At 45.9% G+C, this 19,460-nt stretch carries 14 protein-coding genes and 1 pseudogene; 7 read left to right on the top strand and 8 right to left on the bottom strand.

The window, feature by feature from the left end:
* Positions 1-329 precede the first annotated feature (329 nt).
* From ACXAGQ_RS17445 to ACXAGQ_RS17435, 3 genes and pseudogenes are all read left to right on the top strand, one after another.
* Positions 330-599 (top strand): annotated as a pseudogene (locus tag ACXAGQ_RS17445) (ABC transporter ATP-binding protein); the annotation flags it as partial.
* Positions 596-1,066, top strand: coding sequence for a hypothetical protein (locus ACXAGQ_RS17440; protein WP_475255515.1), 471 nt, complete (start codon positions 596-598; stop codon positions 1,064-1,066). The pseudogene ACXAGQ_RS17445 and the gene ACXAGQ_RS17440, both read left to right, overlap by 4 nt.
* Before the next feature lie 156 nt (positions 1,067-1,222).
* Complete coding sequence (locus ACXAGQ_RS17435) at positions 1,223-2,437, top strand: serine hydrolase (protein WP_475255514.1); 1,215 nt, start codon at positions 1,223-1,225, stop codon at positions 2,435-2,437.
* Between the two features lie 53 nt (positions 2,438-2,490).
* Here ACXAGQ_RS17435 and ACXAGQ_RS17430 read toward each other — a convergent pair whose 3' ends face one another.
* The 5 genes from ACXAGQ_RS17430 to fdhF all read right to left on the bottom strand — a co-directional run bounded on the left by ACXAGQ_RS17430 (position 2,491) and on the right by fdhF (position 11,350).
* Entirely contained in the window at positions 2,491-2,613 is a 123-nt protein-coding gene (locus ACXAGQ_RS17430) for a hypothetical protein (protein ID WP_475255513.1), read from the bottom strand.
* Positions 2,614-2,779: 166 nt separating this feature from the next.
* Entirely contained in the window at positions 2,780-4,492 is a 1,713-nt protein-coding gene (locus ACXAGQ_RS17425; protein WP_475255511.1) for an SgrR family transcriptional regulator, read from the bottom strand.
* A gap of 263 nt (positions 4,493-4,755) precedes the next feature.
* A complete protein-coding gene (locus ACXAGQ_RS17420; protein ID WP_475255510.1) occupies positions 4,756-5,124 on the bottom strand; it encodes an NADH:ubiquinone oxidoreductase in 369 nt (122 codons plus the stop codon).
* A 491-nt stretch (positions 5,125-5,615) separates the two neighbouring features.
* The gene (locus ACXAGQ_RS17415) at positions 5,616-7,052 is read right to left on the bottom strand and encodes an IS1182 family transposase (RefSeq protein WP_475251115.1); all 1,437 of its coding nucleotides are present in this window, start codon (positions 7,050-7,052) and stop codon (positions 5,616-5,618) included.
* 143 nt (positions 7,053-7,195) lie between these two features.
* Positions 7,196-11,350, bottom strand: coding sequence for a formate dehydrogenase subunit alpha (fdhF, locus tag ACXAGQ_RS17410; RefSeq protein ID WP_475255509.1), 4,155 nt, complete (start codon positions 11,348-11,350; stop codon positions 7,196-7,198).
* 351 nt (positions 11,351-11,701) lie between these two features.
* Here fdhF and ACXAGQ_RS17405 point away from each other — a divergent pair, with 351 nt between their 5' ends.
* Positions 11,702-12,640: a chemotaxis protein CheV gene (locus ACXAGQ_RS17405; RefSeq protein WP_475255507.1), complete on the top strand. Its 939-nt coding sequence runs from the start codon at positions 11,702-11,704 to the stop codon at positions 12,638-12,640.
* A gap of 175 nt (positions 12,641-12,815) precedes the next feature.
* On the opposite strand, the gene ACXAGQ_RS17400 is transcribed toward ACXAGQ_RS17405, so the two are convergent.
* Together ACXAGQ_RS17400 and pdsO are read right to left on the bottom strand one after the other, a co-directional pair.
* Positions 12,816-13,076, bottom strand: a complete 261-nt coding sequence (locus ACXAGQ_RS17400) for a hypothetical protein (RefSeq protein WP_475255506.1) — start codon at positions 13,074-13,076, stop codon at positions 12,816-12,818.
* 11 nt (positions 13,077-13,087) lie between these two features.
* Positions 13,088-13,840, bottom strand: a complete 753-nt coding sequence (gene pdsO / locus ACXAGQ_RS17395; protein WP_475255505.1) for a sortase-associated OmpA-like protein PdsO — start codon at positions 13,838-13,840, stop codon at positions 13,088-13,090.
* Between the two features lie 253 nt (positions 13,841-14,093).
* Between pdsO and pdsR the strand changes: the two genes are divergently transcribed.
* Both pdsR and pdsS read left to right on the top strand, forming a co-directional pair.
* A complete protein-coding gene (pdsR, locus tag ACXAGQ_RS17390) occupies positions 14,094-14,780 on the top strand; it encodes a proteobacterial dedicated sortase system response regulator (RefSeq protein WP_475255504.1) in 687 nt (228 codons plus the stop codon).
* Positions 14,780-17,002: a proteobacterial dedicated sortase system histidine kinase gene (pdsS, locus tag ACXAGQ_RS17385; protein WP_475255503.1), complete on the top strand. Its 2,223-nt coding sequence runs from the start codon at positions 14,780-14,782 to the stop codon at positions 17,000-17,002. Before pdsR ends, pdsS begins: the two co-directional genes overlap by 1 nt.
* A gap of 530 nt (positions 17,003-17,532) precedes the next feature.
* Here the strand turns inward: pdsS and ACXAGQ_RS17380 are convergent.
* A complete protein-coding gene (locus tag ACXAGQ_RS17380) occupies positions 17,533-17,847 on the bottom strand; it encodes a hypothetical protein (protein ID WP_475255502.1) in 315 nt (104 codons plus the stop codon).
* A gap of 213 nt (positions 17,848-18,060) precedes the next feature.
* Here ACXAGQ_RS17380 and ACXAGQ_RS17375 point away from each other — a divergent pair, with 213 nt between their 5' ends.
* Positions 18,061-19,440 carry an IS4 family transposase gene (locus ACXAGQ_RS17375; RefSeq protein ID WP_475251517.1) on the top strand — a complete coding sequence of 460 codons (1,380 nt, stop codon included), beginning with the start codon at positions 18,061-18,063 and terminating at the stop codon, positions 19,438-19,440.
* Positions 19,441-19,460: the final 20 nt, after the last annotated feature.

The following is a 19,460-nucleotide window of genomic DNA, read 5'->3' as shown; positions in this document are numbered from 1 at the left end:
CATTAGTCTACACATTCCTTTAAGACATTTTCGTGAACCAATCCAACAAGTTAGCAATAGCACCAACATGCAATTAACAATACTTAAACACAAATGGGTTCGTCATAGTTTTAGAACCAATCGCATGCAACACACAGCATTTTTTTTGCTAACTCGATCGCACTTAAAGCGACATATCCTTTGCAAAACACATAAATGATAATAGTTTTCATTTGGTTTTAGAGATTAGGGAAAGAACATGGAACAGGCGTTTCACCCCGACCCTCTATTGAAAGTTAGAGAACTCGAGGTCACCTATGTCACTGATAATGGTGATTTTAAAGCAGTAAGAAGAAACCGCCGTTATGTACCGTGGCAGAATTGTAGAATGGGGAGATACTCAAGATATTCTTAAAAACCCTACCCATCCCTATACCCGGCTGCTGATTTCAGCAGTACCAGATCCTGATCTTCCTTTTGCCAATCTAGTTGAAAGTGAACCAAACTATTCTTTGACTGCTGATAAAATCCGTTCTGTCAGCATCATGCCGTCTAAGGAAATTATCCAACTTGGCAAGAATCACTTTGCCCTTAAATGGAAGGAGGAAACCGTAGCGTGAATGAAATCAATTGCTGGCTAACAAAGCTAAAAAATGAAGTCGCCCATAAAGAATGGGACACGACAATCAGCGCTCAAATACTCAATCATGCACCGAGGTTAATGTTTGGTTCCATTATTTCCGAAAGCCAGCATGAAGCCATCGCACATTGGCTTGAGCTTTGCCAGCAATTGAGTCTTTACTACCAACGTAGCGGTGAGGATGATCTTGCTTTTCATTACATGCAGTTCAGTTACAGTAAAGTACAGTTGCTCGCCATAGCGCCAGATCAAGACGAAGCAATACAACGCTGGGCGATCAAGAAACTTGAACGCATGACCATCAATATGCTTGAGTTTTGTCAGCGGCATCCTCAGCCAATTTGGCAAGAGCATAGTCGGCAATTGATTGAAGACCATATCAGTTTCATGCACCTTTGCAGCGACAAGAACCTTTCTTATGGTTCGGTCATACAACAACGGCATTAAAATAAAATAGCTAACAATCGGAATACCCCGCCAAGCTGTATCAGTATTGAGACAATGTGATTATTCATGACAGACTCAATATCAAGTTAGTCCTGCATTAGGATTATTTACTATGATGAAAAGTGCAACAATACAGCAGACACGGGGTTTGTTCCGATGATACTTCCATCCTTTCGACACCTATACCAACCGCTGATCTTTGGTGCGGTTTCGCTAGTGACTTCAACAGTCAGCATGGCAGATACCCACCCTACACCGCCGGAAATTGCGGCTCAGTCATGGCTTCTTATGAGTTATGACACAGGACAGGTTATTGCGGGTGAAAATATCAATGCCCCCCATGCCCCGGCTAGCCTAGTAAAAATCATGACCAGCTATGTAGTTGGGCAAGAGCTTAAATCAGGGCATATTGCCTCTGATGATTTGGTGGTAATAAGTGAAAATGCGTGGGGCAAAAAATTTCCTGGCTCGTCAAAAATGTTCTTAAATGTGGGCGATCAGGTATCGGTCGATGATTTGAATCGTGGGGTCATTATCTCATCAGGCAATGATGCTACAGTTGCGCTCGCGGAACATGTTGCCGGGCACCAATCTGCCTTCATCGAAATGATGAACCGCTACGCCGAAAAAGTCGGAATGAAGGATACATACTTTACCAACCCACATGGCCTGGACTCTGCTGACCAGCAAACAACTGCTTATGATATAGCATTGCTATCTAAGGCACTGATAACAGACTTGCCCGACATATACCCGCTATTCAAAGAGAAATCATTTACGTTTGGTAAAATCAAACAAGGGAACCGCAATGCGCTGCTATGGGATACCACCATCAATGTCGATGGCGTCAAAACTGGTTACACCAAGCAGGCTGGATACAGCTTGGTTTCCTCTGCAGAGCAAAATGGTCAGCGGCTGATTGCTGTTGTGCTTGGTACCCAAAGTGCAACAGTTCGCCGCTCTGAGAGCAAGAAGCTATTAACCTGGGGCTTTCGTTTCTATCAAGATATCGAGCCGAATTTCAGCAAGGATGAACTTTTGCCTTTGCGTGTCTGGTACGGCAGCCCATCCACGGTTGATGTTGAAATCGGCTCTGGGGGAAAAGTCACTATTCCCCGCCGCCAGAGGAAAAATGTTGAATACGAAATTGTCTACCAAAACTTGGAAGCCCCTATCAGCGAAGGGCAAGAGGTCGGCAAAGTGGTGTGGTATATCAAAGATGAAGTCATTGCTGAGCAACCGTTGCTAGCGACCGGGGCTGTCGAAGAGGCACCATGGTACAAATCCATGTTTGATATCATGTGGCGGCCTATCAACCAATGGTTCAGTGACCAAAACGATGCATTAAAAGCGTCTGTAAACCAAACCTAACTTTTGAACAAGACACAGAACAGGCATAACCTGTTCTGTGTCTTTAATTGGGTTTACTCATAGTCATCATCAATATCTTCAGAGTCAAACCAGTCATCAAATTCAACTTCATCCTGATTTTCATCCCAAAGTTCTTCGTCTCTCAATTCAATATCATTCGGGTCAAATTCAAACATTGTGACTCTCCATGCTAGTTATGAACATGTCATGACATAACAATCCGCTTAATTGACCGCTTCTTGTTAAAACACGACATGGGTACTTTGTAATCAGCAGGGATGTCAAAACGATGAATGAAAAATGGTAGAAATATGAACTTTGAACTTAGCTACGGCTAGTGGCTCAGAATGCCTTATCGTTATGCTCTGGTTTCATCCAAACAGACTTAAAGTCGAACCAACCCATTGAGTTTGATTGCATTCCCTGAACTGCACCTGTGTCGTCGACACCAAGCCAGTTGTGAAACAGAGGCATAATCTGGCCAAACTCAACGAGCTTTGCCCCTATATGCTGGCATGGCGAGGCTTGATCAGGGTCTGCTCGCCACCTCATGACCTCTTGTTCGAGCAAATTAAACTCATCACTAGGCATCGCTCTGGCAATATGATCGAAATTAAAAAACCAAGATAGCAAAGCATCATCTCGGTAATTCATCAAGCTCATGCCACCCAACCAAAAATCAATTTTATTACTGTGCTTACCTAGTGCGATTTCTGTTGTTGTTAGTTCTAGCATTTTTAGCTTTATACCATCTTCCGCCAAAATATCCTTTATGGCATTGGCGACATGCGGATAAACCGGATGCTGACAGGCAAAAGCAATAGTGACAATACGTTTTGACGTGGGCACTGAGACAGGCTGTGAGTGCAGCGGTACATGGGTCCAGCCGGGCAATATGCCGTAGGCATTGGTAAGGCGAAAATCACCAATTTGATCTTTGTTGAGACGCTGCAACAAATGCAACGCGGTCAAGCGTCCTTGCAGGTATTGAAGCCAGCTTGGATCGGCAGGTAACCCACTGATACGGTTAAATAATAGGAAGTTACACCCCTCGTCTAATTTCAGCCGGCTAGATACACTTACCCCCCCTAGCTGGCTGGCATCTGTAGCAGGTTGCAAGTAACATGAAGCAACTTCAGACAGCATCCAGATATCAACCACGTCAATCAGAGCACGGAATCCAAAATAGTGATCGGAGGCTTCAAGTTTAAATCGCTTATTGTCGTTTTGAATGACTTTGTAGGGGCCAGTGCCAACAGGAAATAATACATTGGGGTTATCCATATCCGCATCAGCAGGCTGGATCATGGCAACTAGGTTAGTCAGCAAATCTGGGAATCGGTGATCATCTTCTGAGAGGAAGAAATCAATGGTATTGGTAAAAGGCGCTTCAATTTCTTCGATATGGCTGAACAGACGATGCTGTTTCACCTGATTAAAGGTAGCAACAATATCTTCACTACTCAGTAGCCGCCCATCATGGAACCTTACAGAAGGCCGGATATAAAAACGCCAGTGTCGAGGGTTCAGCACCTCCCAATGATGGGCTAAGTCCCCTTCTACTTCCTCTTTTTCCTCGTTTATACGGGTGAGGCCATTAAAGATCTGCCTTACCAGATGCTGCTCGGAACGGCGCAGCGGTTGAAGCGGGTTAAGGTTACTGAAGGCACGATAATAAGGTAAACGTACGATCTGCTTACCATGTGCTGTCGTATGGCCAAGCTGCTCTTGGATAATCTGCGCTAGCTTGTCAGCATTGTGCTCAAGTGCTTCGAGAGCAGGTTCAAGCTTGCCTTCTGCCACCAACTTCCTAGCATGCATAAGTTGCAATTCATTGTCAGTGCTACAAAAAGTTAGCCGCGACTGCTTTCCACGCCCGACAGCAGGATCCCACTCGATCCAGCCTTTGTCGACCATTTTATTGATAACCATCCGAACATTACGCCGAGTACAAAACAGGACTTCTGCGATGTCTTGGAGGTTAGTATCGGCATCTTGCCCAGAGAAATGGTTGTACAAGCGCTGAAATTGAACTTTTAGCCGTTGACCGCTCATAAAAGAGGAACCTATTTATATTGTTTCTTCTGTTTTAGACTTCCTATTTTAACGTAAAAATAGCCATGTACCCAAGAGGTACTTGGCGGCATAGTGCAAGTTATTATCTAGCTGATAGATACCCCCCCAAAATAACTCCTGAGTGAACCTATGCCGCCATCCTTACTTCCTTACTCCATCACCCGCAGCATAGTACGAATCAAGGCAAATTCCAGACACAAAAAAACGGGCATTAAGCCCGTTTTTATCAAGATGCTAACCCGTTATGCTGTTTTGGCAATTAGCGTAGCCGTGGTACGTGACATCTGGAATTCACGCCATTTTGCATACATATAAGTCACTACGACAGAGAAGAACAAATATGATAGCGAGAAGACAAACGGCGAATTGATTAGGTTTAATTCAAGCCCCCACATGACGCCGGCAATAGTGACACCGATTTTGGCCATCAATCCCATCAGCAACATCAATAATGCAAGTTGTGGATATCGCGTCGAACAACGGAATGCGAGCCAGTAACCAGCTCCAACCGCCATTGAGGCTACTCCAAAGCCGACAAGAAAGGAGTGAAAATGCTCACCAGATAGTAAACCAGCAACGGCAGACAACAAAAAAATCAGACCGAATTTCATAATCACCTCTTTAGAGAAAGTTAAGAATGCGTCCTTTCGATGTTCTAAGCTAATACGAGCATTTTCCCACCTCTCGATCAAAATGCACACACCCTGCTGCTCTGTAGCACACCAATTCTCACTCCAACTTTCATCATTTTACAAATTGTAACACCCTAAATATCTATCACTATTCAGTTTAACCCCACCCTGTTAAGAATGTGTAACAAAGCACTTAAAATGTAAGAAATAGTGTCAACAAGCCAAAATTCGTAGAAACCCTCTGGTTTATAGCGCTATAAGAGTGAAATCTTAGAATTTAATATCAGCATAAAACCCACCAGCAGGATTAAATATGGAATTTAATCTTCCACTTATGGTGATTTATAATTTGTGACAGACATAAAAAAACACCCAGTAAAACTGGGTGTTTCAGATTGCTGACGAACCCCACTTTTTAAGTGGGGTTCTTTTTAGAGAGCGGCCGTAGGCCGCGATCGCGATTTTTTTACCTACCAGCTCGGTTGGAGGCTCCTTTGCTCTTCTCGCCTGATATTGACTCGTATTAACCTAATTAGAGCGTTTATAAGGCCTATTTTCTGTAAGCAGCCCAGCACCAAGGCCATCTTCTTGATATTTTGAGCAGCAGCGGCCAACCAACATTGCATCTGCACCTTGTTCAACCCCCGGAACCGTGCATATCGGTGACCATGATGCTGTTTCGCATCTGCGAAGCTTCTTTCTACCGTTTCTCCCCTTCGCCGATAGGTCCTTTTACCATAAGGTGTCAGCCGTATTTTGTTTGCTCGTTCCACAGCCTCCGCGTAGATATGCCGGGTTATCACCTTCTTCATTGTTTTGCTTTGGGTGCAGTCATTTCTCATCGAGCAGAGCTCACACTCCTTGGGGGCCGAGTGGTATTCTCTGTAGCCTTCTCTTGACGTGGTTTTATAGATAAGTTCCTGGCCATTTGGGCACAGGTAAGTGTCTGTTTCTTTGTTATAGATAAAGTGCTTCTTCTTGATAGCATTCTGGGTGCGAGGCGGCCTACGGTAACCAAAGAGGCCAAGGATTTCTCTTCGTTCAAGGCTCTCAGCAACAGGAGCCGTGAAGTATCCAGCATCAAGGCCTACGGCTATAGGATTCAGGTTGAACTGGTTGAGCGTGTAGTCTAGCCGATTGATATAAGGCTGGGAGTCATTGACGTTACCTGCGGTCGCATAGGTATCGACGATAATCCCATGCATGCCATCGACGGTGCGGTGGTCAAGGTAAAAGAACCCTTGCGGCTTGTTATCCCGCGTCATAAAGCCGCTTTCAGAATCAGTCGTGCTCACTTTGGTATTTTTGAGCTTAGGCTCTGATTTTCGCTCAGCTAAAGGTTTTTTCCCTTCGGCTTCCCGCTCCTTGGCCACATCTTCGTTGAGCATCTCAAGGTAGGCACTGGTGCGGACAGCTTGCTGTTCATTGGTAAATTTCTTCTTGTTAGCATTGGCTTTGAGGTGGGTGCTGTCGGTGAATAATTCATTCCCGGCGACGAGCCCTTTATCCATGGCCTGGAGTACGATATTGGTAAAGATGCGTTCAAAAATATCCGTCCCGTTGAAGCGGCGGATGCGGTTTTGGCTGAGCGTCGAGGCATGGATAACTTTCTCTGTCAGTGACATGCGAAGGAACCACCGATAGGCCACATTGACCTCGATTTCTTTGACTAGCTGACGCTCGCTCTTGATGCCAAAGATGTAGCCCAGCAGGATGATTTTAAACAAGCGGACGGGGTCAACAGGAGGCCGGCCATTGTCTTGGCAATATAGGTGAGCGACTTCGTCTCTAATAAATTCGAAATCTATAACTTGGTCGATTTTACGTACGAGATGATGCTTCGGAACCAGCTGTTCCATTGTGACCATTTCGAGTTCGTACTGTTGGGGTGAGGGTTCTTTTAACATGTCGAGATATCCATATTTCGATATCTCTATTAGATCAAAGGCCTAGCTTAAAAGCCAGACCTTTGTCATCAGTCTGAAACACCCAGTAAAACTGGGTGTTTTATGATATATGGAAACTAAGGCTTAATGACTAGATAGACAAACTATTCTACTGTCTCTAGCATTTTTTCTACCCTAACCGCAGCAACCTTAAACTCAGGGATCTTCGCATAAGGGTCTGTCGCAGTAACGGTCAGCTTATTGGCCGCTGACTCCACAAAGTGGAACGGGACAAAGACGACATTAGGTTGAATTCGCTTGGTAACAAAAGCCGGCGCATCAATTGAGCCACGGCGAGTTGACAAGGTCAGCATCTCACCGTTAGATACACCTAATCGCTCAGCATCAAATACTGAGATCATCACTCTAGGTCCAGCAAGATTATCAAGGCCTTTCGTTTTGCGCGTCATTGTTCCTGTGTGGAACTGCTCCAACAGTCGCCCTGTGGAAAGCACCATCGGATACTCATCATCAGGAAGCTCTGCAGCATACAAGAATGGTACTGCAGCCATCTCAGCCTTTTCGCCACGGACAAAGTTCTCTTGGTGCATCACACGCGTACCTGAGTGGTTTTCATCACGACATGGCCACTGCAGCCCGTCTTTGCCGACACGCTCCCAAGTAATACCTGCGTATTGAGGTGTTAGCGCATTAATCTCTGCCGTAATCTCCTCAACTGACTGATAATTCCAGTCACTGCCCATCGCGTTAGCAATATTCTGAATGATCTGCCAATCTTCCATTGCCAAGCCCGGCGCATTAACAGCTGGGTTCAAGCGCTGAACTCGACGTTCAGTATTGGTAAAGTGGCCAGCCTTTTCAGCAAATGAGTAGGCAGGAAGCACGACATCCGCCAACTGAGCGGTCTCAGTCATGAAAATATCCTGCACAACCAAGAAATCGAGCTTATCAATTGCTTCTAATACGTGCTTCTGGTCAGGATCGCTCAATACGGGGTTCTCACCCATTACGTACAAACCGCGTACTTCCTGCTTACAAGCTGCATCGATAATCTCAGTCAGGGTCAAACCAAGCTCAGCTGATAAGTCTGGGCGATCCCATGCTTTAGCAAACTTAGCGTGGGCTTCCTTATTGGTGACCTTCTGGTAACCAGGGAAATCCCAAGGCAACGCACCCATGTCACAAGCACCCTGCACATTCGATTGACCACGAAGCGGGTTAATACCGCCGCCTTCAATACCGATGTTGCCGCACAACAGCTGTAGGTTCGCAATTGAACGTACGTTATCGTGGCCAGTCGTATGCTGGGTAATACCCATTGAATAGTAAATCGCCGTACGTTTGGCCGTACCAATAACCTCAGCCAGCTTGAGCAAATCAGCTTGTTTAACACCGGTAACCAGTTCAACTTTATCCGGCGCGTAAGCGTCACTCATTACCTCAGCTTTGAGGTTCTCATAACCCTCTACGCGTTGTTCGATATAGCTCTGATCTTGCCAGCCGTTCTTGATGATTTGCTGCATAATACCGTTTAGCAGCATCACGTCAGTACCCGGGCGATGTGCCACGTATAGCTCGGAGTGATCAGCAATATCCACTTTCTTCGGATCAGCGACAACCAAACGTGCCGTACCCTTGCGAAGCGCCTGTTTGATATGCGAAGCAATGATCGGGTGAGCTGAAGTGGTATCCGAGCCGATAATAAAGATCAGATCAGAATGGGCAATACTCGGAATATCATTGGTCATTGCCCCACTACCCAGCGACGCCTCTAGCCCTGTCACCGTTGTGGAGTGACACAAACGCGCACAGTGGTCGACGTTGTTGGTGCCAAATTCACGGCGAATAAACTTCTGGAAAGCGAAGTTATCTTCGTTAGTGGTTTTCGCTGAAGAGAAACCAGCTAATGCATTACCGCCCGACTCTTTCTTGATTGAAGAGAATTTATCAGCAATCAGTGAAATGGCTTCATCCCAGCTAGCAGGTTGCAGTTCGCCATCTTTGCGGATCAACGGCTGGCTCAGGCGCTCTTCGCTTTGGATAAAGTCAAAGCCAAAGCGGCCTTTAACACAAAGCATGCCTTGGTTCACCGGCGAATCTTTTGCACCCTGGACATAGCGGATCTTATCCGTCAGTTCATCCACATACATGGTGACCTTACAGCCCACGCCACAGTAGGTACAAATGGTATCTACCGGCTTAAGCATTTCAATACGGCCCTGGGACTTGTCGCGGGCGTCGGTCAATGCGCCAGTCGGACATACCTGCACACAAGCACCACACTGAACACAGTTTGAGTCGCCCATGTTATAGCCGTTCTCAAAGCCCGGGCGGCACTCCGGACGCTTGGCGCTGTTGCCGTCAGCATCTTTCATGAAGCCCAGTACACCATGAACAGCTTTGTTGCTACAGGTATCGACACACTGGCCACAGCTGATACAGCGGTTGGCATCAAAGACAATAAATTCAGAGCTGTCGTCAACAGCAAACTTCTGGCAACTGGACATATCCAGCTCATCTTTGTCGACCTCGTATTCAGTCGCAAAGTCACGAAGTTTACAGTCGGTATTAGCTTGGCAGCCACACTCTAGGCAGCGCGCGGCTTCACGCATCGCTTCTTCGTTCACAAAGCCTGTTTCAACTTCAGCGAAGTTCAGCTCGCGTTGTTCACTGGTCAGCTCGGGCATGATCGAGCGCATGGCCTTCTGGATCCCTTCGAACTGCTTAGGATCCACGTCTTTTACCTTGGCCGCCTTCTGCGAGTTGTATGGCTTGACAGGAATATGCTCCATATCGCCATTAAAGAAGCGATCAATTGCCTCAGCAGCTATTCGACCATCTGCAACGGCTTCAATAGCTGTAGCCGGACCACGGCGGAAGTCACCAATACTGAAGATGTTTTCAACACCTGAGTGCATGGTGCTGTCGTTCGACTCAAGGGTTAACCAGCGGGTCACTGGCAATTCAATAGTGTCATTATCAAGGAACGACAAATCCGGCTTTTGCGATACCGCAGAAATCACTGTATCGAAATGCTCGACAAAATACTCGCCCGTGGCTTCCGGACGGCGGCGGCCTGAAGCATCCGGCTCACCCAATGCCATTTTCTCAAGCTTGATTTCTGTCACTCGGCCATTGCTATCAGCAATGTTTTCAACCGGATTGGTCAGGAAGTGGAACTTCACGCCTTCATGCTCAGCTTCAACAATCTCATAGTCTTCGGCTGGCATTTCATCACGGGTACGACGGTAAATCAGTGTGGTATCCGCGCCGGCACGTACTGCGGTACGCGCACAGTCAATCGCGGTATTACCACCACCAATAACGGCTACTTTTTTACCCGTGGTGTAGTTTTGTGTCGTTACGTAATCTTTCAGGTAATCGACGCCTAGGTAGCAACCGTCTTGATCACTACCCGGGTAGTTCATTTCAACTGCTTGAGAAGCACCAACCGCCAGGCAAACCGCGTCATACTGCTTGGTCAGCTCAGATAACAAGAAGTCTTTACCCAGCGTGGTATTGGTTTCTACCTTCATACCATTGCGGCAGATAAGTTCGATTTCTTTATCCAAAATCGCTTTTGGCAGACGATACTCAGGAATACCATAACGCAGCCAACCACCCGCTTCAGGCATCGACTCGAATACAGTGACAGTGTAACCCTCATTACTGAGGTAATAACCACAGCTCAAGCCACCCGGTCCACTACCGATAATGGCAACATTCTTGCCCTTATCAGTTTTTCGCGGTGGTACATACTGCTCTTGCGCTTCCAGATCAATATCGGCAGCATGGCGCTTCAGCTGGCGGATTGCGATAGGCTCATCGACAATACCGCGGCGACATTCAGTCTCACAGAATGCAGGACAAACACGACCGATAGAGAGCGGCATCGGCAAGGTGCGTTTGATCACCTCGACAGCTTTTTGATGGTCGTTTTGGGAAATATGGTACAGGTAGGACTGAATATCGACACCAGCAGGACATGCTGTTTGGCAAGGTGCCTCACAGTCTGCATAGTGATCTGACATAATACGGTTAAGTGATTGGCGGCGGCGCTCAGACAGCACTTCGCTCTGTGTCGTGATAACCATTTCAGGAGTGGCTGCCACTTCACATGCACGCTGAATACCTTGGCCTTCAATATCCACCACGCACAAATCGCATGGTACTTTTTCACCGTTTTTATTTAGCCCACACAGGGATGGGATTTCAATCTCGAACTGTTGAGCGAGTTCAAGAATTGACAATTGACCGTCAGTAGCCAGAACCTGACCGTCTATCGTGACATTGCTCATAGTTGCCTCTTTCTGTTGCTGGCACTGTGCCTTTATTATGAGTTTCATAGGCTCTTTAAATAGCTAACTTCTTGTTTATAGGGAGAAGCAGCACAGTGCTCAGGATGATAACCAGTAGAATTTTTATTTAGGTTTAGTCGATCATCTTTTTTTAGTTATTAGGCCAGACTATCGGGCTACAGCAGCAAATTCCTTGATTTGAAACATTTCGGCAATTTATTTTGTAAAATAATTAATGACATCGGATCTGTTCTAGCTTTTTATTGCATGTGGTTACTCTGACTTAGACAAGACCATGACACTGAGATAATATATTGATAAATTTAATATTACCGATCTCTTGAGCATTTAATGACCAATATCCTCGACTCTGTTGACCAGCGAACAAACCTCGTTGGTGAAAACCGCTTAGAACTACTCATCTTCCGGCTTCACACCTCTCAGTTGTTCGCCATTAATGTGTTCAAAGTAAAAGAAGTGGTAAAACTACCCCGGTTAAATCAATTACCAGGCTCTCACCCTAATATCAGCGGCGTTGCTAACATTCGTGGCGTTTCTATTCCGGTTATCGACTTACGAAGTGCCATTGGAATGCGTGTTTCCGAGCCGCAGTGCGAATGCAACATCATCATCACCGAGTACAACCGTAGTGTGCAGGCTTTCTTAGTCGGCCAAGTGATGAATATCATGAATTTGACATGGCAAGATATCCAGCCACCGCCGAGCCAGGTAGGTAAAAATAACTACCTCACCGCTATTACTAAAATTCAAAAAGACAACCATGAAAGACTGGTCAGTATCATTGATGTCGAGAAAGTACTGGCAGAAATTATTGATTACGACACGCAAATCTCCCAGGATGTGTTGGATCAATCCCTACTCAATCACTTTGCAGGTCGTAAAGTGCTTATCGTTGATGACTCATCGACAGCCCGTGGCCAAATAAGAGAAACCTTGTCGCAACTTGGTTTGGAAGTTATTGAAGCACATAACGGACTTCATGCTCTAACAATGTTGAAAAACTGGTGTGACAAAGGCATCAACCTCAACGATGAGCTACTGATGATCTTCACCGATGCAGAAATGCCCGAAATGGACGGCTACAAACTAACCCATGAAATTCGCAATGATCCGAGAATGCGTGATCTGCATATTGCCTTAAACACCTCGCTAAGCGGTAACTTCAATGAGGCGATGGTAAAAAAAGTAGGCTGTGACCGGTTTATTTCTAAATTCCAACCCGACCTTCTAGTCGAAGTGGTCCAAGACAGGCTAAAGCAGATCCTTTAACCATATAAGCTCGCCCTAGAGGTTTTCTAACCAAATAAGGGCGAGCATTTATACCGCCTTTCATTACTCTCTCCGGTTCGTTTTCCTCCTTTTCTTTTCATTTTTCAGCAATAGATAAGGCTGAAATGCAATAATGAGACTTTAAGTAACAGTTCGTACCAAACGACTTCATCTATCATTTTTGCCCTACCTTTTTCTGCATTCCAAGCGTGTTATCAGCTTTATTAGGTAAGCGGTGAATGTGTTGCTCGGTATCAACTGCCCGCCAATTTTCATCCCAGGCGTAAAGTGTTTCCCCGCCAACAATATCTATCTTTTGATCACTAATATCATCAGCCCTCACCGTTAGTTGCATGGTGAGCAGCAAGGTGATCAGGAAGGAAAGCACCCAGCTAGGTGCCTCCTCTTTGACCTTTTTCGTCTGTTGTTCAGTCATGCCCACCTCGCTTAGTGGCTTTTCGCTGTGCTGACGTTGTCACTTGCACTACGCAAGGTCACACGGCGGTCAAAAAAGTCGCCTTCGAAATTCTGCTCATTTTTAAGTGGCTCTTGATCACCATAGGCACTTGCGTACAGCTGAACACTTTCAACCCCTTGTGACTCGAGGTAATTTCTTACCGCTTCTACGCGCTGTTCCGAAAGCGTTAGGTTACGTTCGCTACTACCACGGCGGTCTGAGTACCCAGATAGCTCCCAGCGAATATCTGGTGCATGCTTCATGATCTCGGCGATTTCAGCCAACTGTGCCTTAAATAGAGGTTCGATGTCTGCCGAGCCGGTTCTGAAGTGAACATTCATTTCGAGCGCTAAATCTAGCTGACGATCCTGGTGGTTCATCAGGTCGTATTTATCTTGCTCTAGTCGGGCAATATCAATTTGGGCTTGGTTATATTTCTGGCTGATTCGCTCTAACTCGGTATTGCGGGCAACCAACTCACCCAACTCTTCATCCTGGGCTTGGATTTGTTCATCTTGACCAACCGCAGTACCCACAATGCCGCCCACCATAGCGCCGACTACCGCACCGACTGGCCCACCAACAATGGCGCCGAATGCAGCACCAGAACCCAGGCCAATAAGCTGTTCTTGTTCACCGACTTTGTAACTATCGTCTGAGTTGTCATTGGCCGTTGCGATTGGAGATACCAAAGAAGCTACTAACGTTGTTGCGATTAGGGTTGAAATAATCTGCTTTTTCATTGTGATGTCCTCATCATATGTATTGTGTCCGACTAACTGCTTAAGTCGCTGTGTCGTTTCGATGAGGTTATTAAAGCAAGCCGATCTGGCGAATCGGGGCGCAAAAAAAGGCAATGTCATGATCAATTGTGGCAAAAAAATGGCAATTGCCACGATTGCCCCAACAAGCCTTTTCTATCCGCTAGATTGTTGTATAGTCACAGCATAAACACTGTTCACAATATTTTACCGCTAGCGGTATAGGTAATAGGTCATGAAGAAAATTGTCATTGTCGAAGATGAAAAAGCCATCCGTGAAAACTACATCGATGTGTTGAAAAAACACGGCTACGATGTACAAGGCTATGACAACCGCCCTGATGCCCAGGCTGAATTTGAGAACGATCTGCCCGATTTGGCCATTATCGATATCGGCTTACAGGATGAAATAGACGGTGGCTTTACCCTTTGCCAGTCTTTGAGGGCTTTATCACCAACCCTGCCTATTATCTTTCTTACTGCAAGGGACAGTGATTTCGATACAGTCTGTGGATTACGCATGGGTGCAGACGATTACCTCACTAAGGATATCAGCCTGCCGCATTTGATTGCCCGCATTGCTGCCTTGTTCCGCCGTAGCGATCTGATGCAACAGCCAACCGATAAAGTTGAACTGATACAGCATGGCGATCTGTCTATCGACAAAAATAAGATGCAGGTGTTCTGGCAGCAAAATCTGGTAGAACTGACTGTGACTGAATTCTGGATGGTCTACGCCCTTGCCAAGCGCCCGGGGCATGTAAAGAGTCGCCATGATTTAATGGATGAAGCCCAAGTTGTTGTCGATGACAGCACCATTACTTCTCATATCAAACGGATCCGTAAGAAGTTCATGCAGTTTGACTCCAGTTTCGACTGCATCAATACCGTTTATGGCATGGGCTACCGCTGGGGGTCTTAATGCTCAAACACTTAATGGCTAAAGTAACCCACTTCGAACGAATAAGGCTAAAGCCATCCTTTGGCTTGCGTTCAAAAATCACCCTTATCGCCTGTTTGCTGCTAACACTCCCCTGGATCGGTTATAACTACATCCTTGAAATGGAAAAACTACTACGCCAAGGACAAGAGCAAACCTTGGTGGGAACGACTCGGGCTGTGGCGACCGCACTCAACGAACGTCCCAACCTATTTAGTGATCAAGCCAGCTTTTTGCAATCAGTACAAAAAGGGCGAGATCTTTATGCCTACGAACTGACATCAGCCATTAAGCTTGATGGACAAATCAATGACTGGGCCGACTATACCGAACAGGTTGTAAACTATGGTCGCGAATATATTCAATTCAGTCGTTGGCCCTACCAAAGATCCAGTATTCATTTCAATCATATGGTCGGTAAATATGAGGGTTACCTCTACGCCATGTTTGAAGTCAATGACAAGAAGCCTGTCATGCGACGGAAAGGATCAGCAAGAGTAGATCGCAACGATCATCTCATCATTGCAATGACAACGCCTAGCGGTGATTTCCAACGCTATGTCGTTTCGGTGTATGATGACGGTTGGTTTAATGCTTGGTATATCAATGGAGAAATCTCCAACCCTGCTGATTTGGTACTTGAGAGCCAAATACAGGGCTATTGGCATACCACTGACACTGGCTATAACATTGAGCTGCGCATCCCTGTGGAAATGCTAGGTAGCAAGCTAGGCTTTGCTTTCTATGATGTTAATAACACCAGCAACCGTGAAATTGAAACCATTATCGGTACCTCGAACACCAATCAGGTCAGCAAACTGGGCACTGTTCTTATTCCCTCACCGGAGATTGAAAATATCCTTAAAGGTATGGGCCACACCAGCTCACGGATTTGGGTAATAGACCGACACCAACGTGTTTTAGCACAAACGGGCGATATCCAAGACTCAAATGGCGTATGGTCATCATCGGTTAAATATGGCGATGATAATGATTCTTGGTGGGCGGCGTTAGAGCAAAAGTGGCTTCATCCCCTCTATTACCGCTATCTCATCAACGAGCCAACCGAATTCCAGGACTCTCTAAAAGATGCCGCTAGAGTTGAAGGTGTCCATATATCGCAAGCTCTGCAAGGACGAGGCTATTCACACTGGCGCCGTTCAAGTGATGGCAAAGCAATGATCTTGGCTGCCGCCTACCCGATTTGGTTAGGTGACAACGTAATGGGTGCAGTTGTTGCGGAAGAATCCACCATCGGTATCCAGACGCTGCGTAATCGCGCCCTTGAAAAGCTACTTAATGCCCTTATTGCTATTATCGCAATTGGTACGCTTACCCTCTTCTTGTTTGCCTCTAATATCTCACGCCGTATCAGAAAGCTACGCAATGAAGCCGAAAGAGCCATAGACAGCCAAGGTAAAATACAACATACCATTACTGCAGCAAGTGAAAGTGATGAAATTGGCGACCTTAGCCGCAGCCTGGCCGGCATGGTTAGTCGCCTTGGCCAATACAATCATTATCTCGAGAACCTTTCATCAAGGCTATCACATGAATTACGCACTCCGGTCGCTGTCGTCCGCTCATCGATTGAGAACCTGTCAATGCATGAACAAGACGAAGACGCCAAGCGCTACATAGACAGGGCTCAAGAAGGGGTTCAGAGGTTAAACACGATATTGTCGAGCATGACAGAGGCCACCCGGATAGAGCAGAGCCTTCAAGGTGCGGAAAAGGAGGTTTTCCCGCTAAACGAACTGGTTGAAGGCTGTATGCAAGGTTATCAAATGGCATACAAAGGCCAGTCTTTCAATGTTGATGCAGGCATGGAGCCTGTCATGGTTGATGGCGCACCGGATTACCTCGCCCAATTACTCGACAAGCTAATATCGAACGCTGTCGACTTCAGTCAAGATGATCACCCTATTAATGTGACATTGTCACAAAGCCATAGCCAAGCTTGCCTCATAGTCAGCAACAAAGGTCCACTACTACCAAAAGATATGGGCGATCAACTACTGAACTCTATGGTGTCTGTTCGCAGCCAAAGTAAGCATGATAAACCACATTTGGGGCTTGGGCTGTTCATCGCTCGCTTGATAACGGACTACCATCAAGGAACAATTGTGCTTAGAAACCGCAAAGACAATCTGGGTGTTGAAGTTTGCGTCACACTACCTGTAACGCAGCAAGAGGAAGAGTGATTAACTAGGCCATAACAGCAGCGGTAAACAAACCAATTGCTGCTGCTATTGCCACGACCACCAAAACGATCTCGAATAACATTTCTCGCATATTTAATTGCTCACGAACAAACAATGGAAACTTAGTCAAATAATGCCGCATAACCATACACTCACAAGGGTTAATGAAAGCAATTTATTTATCGTAACTATGATAAATAAAGCAAGCTTTCATTAGATGTTTAATTTACCTTATAGATAGTACGCCTATCGGCTAAATATAAGCTGAACAGTTAAAAAGCAGACGATCGATTATCCTATGCATAGAAACACACAGCATAAAGCCCAAGATATTGATAATTAAGTACTTATGATAGGTAGAAAATTATCGAACACAAATAAGCTTGTATCTCGTGTGAATTTACAAATAAATCACACGCACAGACAGCTTTCATTCAGAAAAGATTTTCAGAGGTAGCATAAAAAAGCTGGGAAAAAGGAAGGTACCTTACCCCAACAAATTGAACTCATTCACAGCATTGAATAAGTGATTAATTTTGTTCTCTCAGCTTTTCATCATTATTATTATCTTTGAGCCATTTCTCACTCTCTAAACCATTGGTTTGAGCAAATATTTCCTGCTCTTTTTTTTCGATGTCCCTATATTGATTTTCGCAAACGGAGCGTGTGACCTTATCCTGCCCATAAGAGGACATACACCTGTCCATATACTCATCGTACCCCATCAACAGAGTCTCGGCTGAAAGGCCAAATGACACAGCCATCGCCAAAGCAACCATCGAACTGTACTTCAAAGCCCGGTTCTTAAATGAGCAAGCATTCTTAAGTAAGCAAACCTCTAGCATATCAACCTCAGCTTAACTGGCAACGCCATAATTAAAGCAAAGTTGATTTCGGCTTCTTTTTCCAACCTGACTTTGAGACAAAATGAGACAAAAAAAGGAGCCTTTGTGGCTGTCTCTTATACACAAGTCCCCCGCCTCATGGCGGGGGCTTTTTTTGAACTCTTTTTCTTTATTGCGATCCGATCTTACACAATATGAGTAAAGGTCATCATCATGATAGGGAATTCTACTTTAGAATGGGCTCAACAAACCTTTTCGCATGCCAAGCTTGGCGACTCTAGACGTACACAACGACTAGTCCAATTAGCCAGTGATATGGCATCTAATGTTGGAGTGTCTATTGTGCAAGCCTGCCCTAATCCCGCCTCTATTGAAGGGGCATATCGCCTCATCCGTAACCCTGATGTTGAAGCCAATGCGATAGCTGAAGCCGGTTTTGTGGCAACAACTAACGAGGCTGAAGCGCATGACTTATTACTTGCCCTTGAAGACTCCACCGCTCTAACCTACACGCATAAAAGCCTCTCCGATGAACTTGGTCACGTGAACTCGGGAAATCGAACCCGGGGGATGCTAGCTCACTCTGTTCTGTTGTTTGCACCACGCGAGCAAAAGGTTGTGGGGCTAATCGAACAACAGCGGTGGACGAGGGATATTGCGACTCGAGGCCGGGGACATAAGTTCGCCAAGCGACCGTATGAAGAGAAGGAGACCTTCAAGTGGCAACAGGCATCAACCGCAATGTCTGAACGTTTAGGTCAACTCCAAGCCCGAGTCATTTCAGTGTGTGATAGGGAGTCAGACATCTACGAATACTTACATTACAAGCTGACCAACCAGCAGCGTTTTGTTGTGCGCTCGACCTATAGTCGCTGCATTGAGGAAAGTGGTTATAAGCTCCATGATTATGCAAAGGAGTTATCCCCATCGGGACAACGAACTGTCCATATTGCTCAACGGGGTGGTCGCAAAGCGCGTAAAGCAACATTAGATGTATGCTTTGCTCCTATTACGATTAAGGTTCCAGCCAATAAGTGTGGCAAGTCACTTTCTCTGTATTATGTTGGTTGTAAAGAGCGAGGTGACAACAACGAAAAATTGGAGTGGCACTTACTGACTTCAGAGCCAGTGACAACGTTAGCGAAAGCCCAGGAGATAATCAGTTACTACGAACAGCGCTGGTTGGTTGAAGAGTTCCACAAGGCGTGGAAAAGTGATGGAACCGATGTCGAAGCACTGCAACTTCAATCAAAGGACAACCTGGAGAGAGTTGCCGTCATTCAAGCGTTTATCGCTATCCGCTTGTTACAACTTAGAGCAGAAAGCCGCGGACAAGAAACCAGTAGCTGTGAGTCTGTTCTACCCGGAATATGCTGGAAATTATTATGGGTCAAACAAGAAAATAAGCCCTTACCAACAACAGCTCCAGATCTGAAATGGGCTCGAGTTACATTAGCAAGGCTAGGCGGATGGTATGACAGTAAGCGAACAGGGCGGCCCGGTTGGGCCGCCCTATGGCGAGGCTGGTATAAATTAGCAGCAATTCAAGAAGGATACCTTATAGCCCAATCCTTTACCTCTGATGAGATGTGATCAAGAGACAGCCTTTGTGG

The organism is Photobacterium sp. ABD4_091, assembly GCF_056160145.1.
The sequence above is the reverse complement of the archived record's forward strand: the minus strand, read 5'-3'. Positions and strand labels throughout refer to the sequence as shown.

Bases quoted from the DNA above. Each gene is read 5' to 3' on its own strand.
- ACXAGQ_RS17400 (WP_475255506.1), bottom strand. From the start codon at position 13,076: ATGACTGAACAACAGACGAAAAAGGTCAAAGAGGAGGCACCTAGCTGG.
- pdsS (WP_475255503.1), top strand. From the start codon at position 14,780: ATGCTCAAACACTTAATGGCTAAAGTAACCCACTTCGAACGAATAAGG.
- ACXAGQ_RS17420 (WP_475255510.1), bottom strand. From the start codon at position 5,124: ATGAAATTCGGTCTGATTTTTTTGTTGTCTGCCGTTGCTGGTTTACTA.
- fdhF (WP_475255509.1), bottom strand. From the start codon at position 11,350: ATGAGCAATGTCACGATAGACGGTCAGGTTCTGGCTACTGACGGTCAA.
- pdsO (WP_475255505.1), bottom strand. From the start codon at position 13,840: ATGAAAAAGCAGATTATTTCAACCCTAATCGCAACAACGTTAGTAGCT.
- pdsR (WP_475255504.1), top strand. From the start codon at position 14,094: ATGAAGAAAATTGTCATTGTCGAAGATGAAAAAGCCATCCGTGAAAAC.
- ACXAGQ_RS17435 (WP_475255514.1), top strand. From the start codon at position 1,223: ATGATACTTCCATCCTTTCGACACCTATACCAACCGCTGATCTTTGGT.
- ACXAGQ_RS17430 (WP_475255513.1), bottom strand. From the start codon at position 2,613: ATGTTTGAATTTGACCCGAATGATATTGAATTGAGAGACGAAGAACTT.
- ACXAGQ_RS17415 (WP_475251115.1), bottom strand. From the start codon at position 7,052: ATGTTAAAAGAACCCTCACCCCAACAGTACGAACTCGAAATGGTCACA.
- ACXAGQ_RS17375 (WP_475251517.1), top strand. From the start codon at position 18,061: ATGATAGGGAATTCTACTTTAGAATGGGCTCAACAAACCTTTTCGCAT.
- ACXAGQ_RS17425 (WP_475255511.1), bottom strand. From the start codon at position 4,492: ATGAGCGGTCAACGGCTAAAAGTTCAATTTCAGCGCTTGTACAACCAT.
- ACXAGQ_RS17380 (WP_475255502.1), bottom strand. From the start codon at position 17,847: ATGCTAGAGGTTTGCTTACTTAAGAATGCTTGCTCATTTAAGAACCGG.
- ACXAGQ_RS17405 (WP_475255507.1), top strand. From the start codon at position 11,702: ATGACCAATATCCTCGACTCTGTTGACCAGCGAACAAACCTCGTTGGT.